Origin of the sequence: Streptomyces fuscigenes, from assembly GCF_021556455.1 — a bacterium.
GTDB classification, from domain to species: domain Bacteria; phylum Actinomycetota; class Actinomycetes; order Streptomycetales; family Streptomycetaceae; genus Streptomyces; species Streptomyces fuscigenes.
Window position 1 is genome coordinate 1 of record NZ_JAKGCV010000461.1, and the last position, 4,202, is coordinate 4,202.

A 4,202-nucleotide genomic window follows, 5' to 3' on the forward strand; every position below is an offset into this window, starting at 1 on the left:
CGGGCCGCGAGGCCCCGCGCCCGTCGCGAAGGCGGCGAGAGGGCGGTCCCGGGCCGACGCCCGCCGCCCGCCGCCCGCGGCACCGGTCAGGCGCCGACGGCCTCGATGCGCTTGCGGATCGGCGCGAAGGCGGAGCGCGACTTGCGCAGGTCGCGGGCGCGGGCGAGGTCGCGCCAGAAGCTCGCGCCGAGCAGGGCCTCCGGGGAGACGGCGGTCTTCCGCGTCAGGACCTCCTCGGGGACGTCCTGCGGGTCGTCGACGACGTACTCCTTCAGGATCGCGTCGTAGTTGTGCTTGAGGACCGTGCTCGTGGGGTCCATGCCGAAGACCACGAGCACGCCCGTGGGCGCGGTGTCCACCTCGACGACCGCCAGGTCGGGGCGGAAGCGGCGCAGCACCTGGGCGACCTTGTACACGTCGCCCGTCCAGGCGTTGGTGTGGCGGTCGCGGGCCGCCTCGTCGACGTTGCGGGGCAGCATGTCGTCGAAGACGACGACGCTCGACCACTGGGCGTGCTTCTCGACGTTCATGAAGTCGCGCAGCGCGTACTCGAAGATGTGCATGCCGTCGATGAACGACAGCTCCAGCTTGGGGTCGCCGCCGAACAGCGACATCGGGTCGCGCCGCGCGAGTGCCCGGAAGGGGTTGCGGCCGGGTCGCAGGTGCAGCAGCGGGTCCTTGCGCGCGAAGAAGTCGTCGCTGGTCTGCTTGACCAGGTGCACGTCGCAGGCGATCTCGGACACGACCTTGAACGCCGGGTCGACGGCGATGGACGGGACGCGGGAGAGGGTCAGGCTGCGGCCGTCGTTGACGCCGATCTCGAAGTAGTTCCGGGGTTTGTACACGCGGTGCAGTTGGCGCAGGAAGCCGTGGCGGTCCACTGTCGTGCCCTTCACTGGGGAATCACAAACATTTGCCTTGATTCCCAGTGAAGTTAGTCGCTCCGCGGAGGGCTCGTAAACTCCCTCAGCCCACTACCTTGCGGCGCGTGTCGCGCCCCGCTCGGCCGCCAGGAGGGCCGGGAAGGCCTCGACCAGCGCCTCCTGCCAGTTCCGCGGGGGCGCGAGCCCGGCCGCGGCCCAGCGGTCGTGACCGAGGACGCTGTAGGCCGGTCGGGGGGCGGGGCGCACGAACGCCTCGCTCGTCGTCGGGTGCACCCGCTCCGGGTCGGCACCGAGCAGTCGGAAGATCTCCCTGGTCAGGTCGTACCAGGTCGTCTCGCCCGCGGCCGTGCCGTGGTACACGCCGGCCGGGGCGGTGCCGGCGAGCGCGGCGCGGCCCAGCCGCACGAGCAGGGCCGCCAGGTCCGCCGTCCAGGTGGGCTGGCCGCGCTGGTCGTTCACCACATCGAGGGTGTCCTTGACGCCCTCCAGCCGGATCATCGTCCGGACGAAATTGCCGCCGCCCTCGCCGTAGAGCCACGCCGTACGCACGACGTACCCGGTGTCGGGCAGGGTGCGCAGCACCGCCCGCTCCCCCGCCTCCTTCGTACGCCCGTACGCGGAGCGCGGCGCGAGGGGGGCGTCCTCCGCGTAGGGGGCGGCCGCGTCGCCCGCGAACACGTAGTCGGTGGAGAGGTGCAGCAGGACGGTGCCCGCGTCCCGGCACGCCTCGGCGAGCACCCGGGGGCCCGTTCCGTTCACGGCGAGCGCCTCGTCCTCCTTGGCCTCGGCGTCGTCCACGGCCGTCCAGGCCGCGCAGTTCACCAGGACGGACGGGCGGTGCCGGGCGAGCACGGCGCGCACCGCCCCCGGGTCGGTGATGTCGAGGGCTGCCCGGTCGAGGCCGGCGGCGGGCTCGTCCTCCGCCGCGAGTCCCGCCAGCAGGTCCTGGCCCAGCATGCCGCCCGCACCGGTGACCAGCCAGCCGCCGCTCATGATCTCTCCCGTTCGCTCCGCTGCCCGGCCCTGCGCCGGGCACCGCCTGTCCTGTCCCACCGCCGTGGCGGCGCTTCACACCGCGCCGGCGGACGCGCCGCGGCTCACAGCGCGGCGCGCTCCTTGAGCGGCTCCCACCAGGCGCGGTTGTCGCGGTACCAGCGCACCGTCTCGGCGAGCCCCTCGCGGAAGTCCTTGCGGGGCTCGTAGCCGAGTTCCCTGCTGATCTTGGTGCAGTCGACCGAGTACCGGCGGTCGTGCCCCTTGCGGTCGGCCACGTACTCGACGCTGGTGTCCCAGTCGGCGCCGCACGCCTCCAGCAGGAGCCCGGTCAGCTCCTTGTTGGACAGTTCGGTGCCGCCGCCGATGTTGTAGACCTCGCCGGCCCTGCCCCGGGTGCGGACCAGCTCGATGCCCTGCACGTGGTCGTCGATGTGCAGCCAGTCGCGGACGTTGCCGCCGTCGCCGTAGAGCGGGACCTTGCGGCCGTCCAGCAGGTTCGTGATGAACAGCGGGATGACCTTCTCGGGGAAGTGGTGGTGCCCGTAGTTGTTGGAGCAGCGGGTCACGCGCACGTCGAGGCCGTGGGTGCGGTGGTACGACAGCGCGATCAGGTCGCTGGACGCCTTGGCCGCCGAGTACGGGGAGTTGGGCGCGAGCGGGTCCGTCTCGGGCCAGGAGCCCTCGTCGACGGACCCGTACACCTCGTCGGTGGAGATGTGCACGAACACACCGATGCCGGCCCGGTGCGCGGCGTCGATCAGCGTGTGCGTGCCGACCACGTTCGTGCGGACGAACTCGGCCCCGCCGTCGATGGACCGGTCCACGTGCGACTCGGCAGCGAAGTGCACGACCTGGTCGTGCTCGGCCATCAGCTTGGCGACGAGCTCCGGCTCGCAGATGTCGCCCTGCACGAAGTCGAACCCGGGGTGGGCGCGCACCTCGTCGAGGTTGGCCGGGTTGCCCGCGTAGGTGAGCTTGTCGAGCACCGTGACCGAGACGTCGCCGGGGCCTGCGGGCCCGAGCACCGTGCGGACGTAGTGCGAGCCGATGAACCCGGCGCCGCCGGTCACCAGAATGCGAGTGGTCATGAGGAGATCTGCACCTTGCTGTGGTCGCCGAGGACGAGTCGGTGGACGGACGGGTTGCGGGGCGCGGGCGTCACTTCGACGTCCCGGCCGATGAGGGAGGTCTCCACGCGGCGGACGCCGCAGATGGAGGAGTTGCGCAGGACGATCGAGTACTCGATCTCGCTGTCCTCGATGCGGCAGCCTTCACTCACAGAGGTGAACGGGCCGATGAACGCGTCCTTGACGACCGTGTCCTTCCCGATGATCGCGGGGCCGACGATGCGGCTGCCGGTGATCCTGGCGCCCTTCTCGATCCTGACCCGGCCGACGATCTCGCTGGCCTCGTCGGCGGAGCCCTCGCAGACGGACTCGACGCTCTCCAGGACCAGCCGGTTGACCTCCAGCATGTCCGTCACGTTCCCGGTGTCCTTCCAGTACCCGGAGATCGTGGTGGAGCGGACGTCGCGGCCCTGGTCGATGAGCCACTGGATCGCGTGCGTGATCTCCAGCTCGCCGCGCCAGGACGGCTCGATGGAGCGCACCGCCTCGTGGATGGCGGGGGTGAAGAGGTAGACCCCGACGAGGGCGAGGTCGCTCTTGGGCTCCTTCGGCTTCTCCTCCAGGTTCACCACGGCCCCGGCGGTGTCGAGTTCGGCGACGCCGAACGCGGTCGGGTTGGGCACCTTGGTCAGCAGGATCTGGGCGTCGGGGCGGTCGCTGCGGAAGCCGTCCACCAGATCGGTGATCCCGCCGACGATGAAGTTGTCGCCGAGGTACATCACGAAGTCCTCGTCGCCGAGGAACTCCCGCGCGATCAGCACCGCGTGGGCGAGGCCGAGGGGCGCGTCCTGCTGGAGGTAGGTGACCTGGAGGCCGAACTGCGAGCCGTCGCCGACCGCGGCCCGGATCTCCTCCGCCGTGTCGCCCACGATGACGCCGACCTCGGTGACGCCGGCCTCCGCGATGGCTTCGAGCCCGTAGAACAGCACGGGCTTGTTCGCCACCGGGACCAGTTGCTTGGCCGACGTGTGCGTGATGGGCCGCAGGCGGGTGCCCGCGCCTCCGGAAAGTACGAGAGCCTTCACTTTGCGTATCCCCTGCCGGCACGACGATGCGGTTCGGGCTGGGCCCGACTCTTTTGACTCTACCCACGCGCGCTGTGCGTCGAGGGCAGTCGGCGCGGGCCACGCCGAGGGGCTTGCGCGGCGCCGGGCGACCGCGCGCGGCGGCCGTGCGGGGGCGGACGGCCGCCGCG

General features: G+C 71.5%; 4 protein-coding genes. All 4 read right to left on the reverse strand.

Annotation, left to right across the window (positions count from 1 at the left end):
- Nucleotides 1-86: 86 nt before the first annotated feature.
- Complete coding sequence (locus L1885_RS24580) at nucleotides 87-881, reverse strand: class I SAM-dependent methyltransferase (RefSeq protein ID WP_235799363.1); 795 nt, start codon at nucleotides 879-881, stop codon at nucleotides 87-89.
- A gap of 93 nt (nucleotides 882-974) precedes the next feature.
- Nucleotides 975-1,877: a dTDP-4-dehydrorhamnose reductase gene (gene rfbD, locus L1885_RS24585; RefSeq protein WP_235799360.1), complete on the reverse strand. Its 903-nt coding sequence runs from the start codon at nucleotides 1,875-1,877 to the stop codon at nucleotides 975-977.
- Nucleotides 1,878-1,981: 104 nt separating this feature from the next.
- Complete coding sequence (rfbB, locus tag L1885_RS24590; protein ID WP_235799361.1) at nucleotides 1,982-2,968, reverse strand: dTDP-glucose 4,6-dehydratase; 987 nt, start codon at nucleotides 2,966-2,968, stop codon at nucleotides 1,982-1,984.
- Complete coding sequence (locus tag L1885_RS24595) at nucleotides 2,965-4,032, reverse strand: glucose-1-phosphate thymidylyltransferase (RefSeq protein ID WP_235799362.1); 1,068 nt, start codon at nucleotides 4,030-4,032, stop codon at nucleotides 2,965-2,967. Before L1885_RS24595 ends, rfbB begins: the two co-directional genes overlap by 4 nt.
- Nucleotides 4,033-4,202 lie beyond the last annotated feature (170 nt).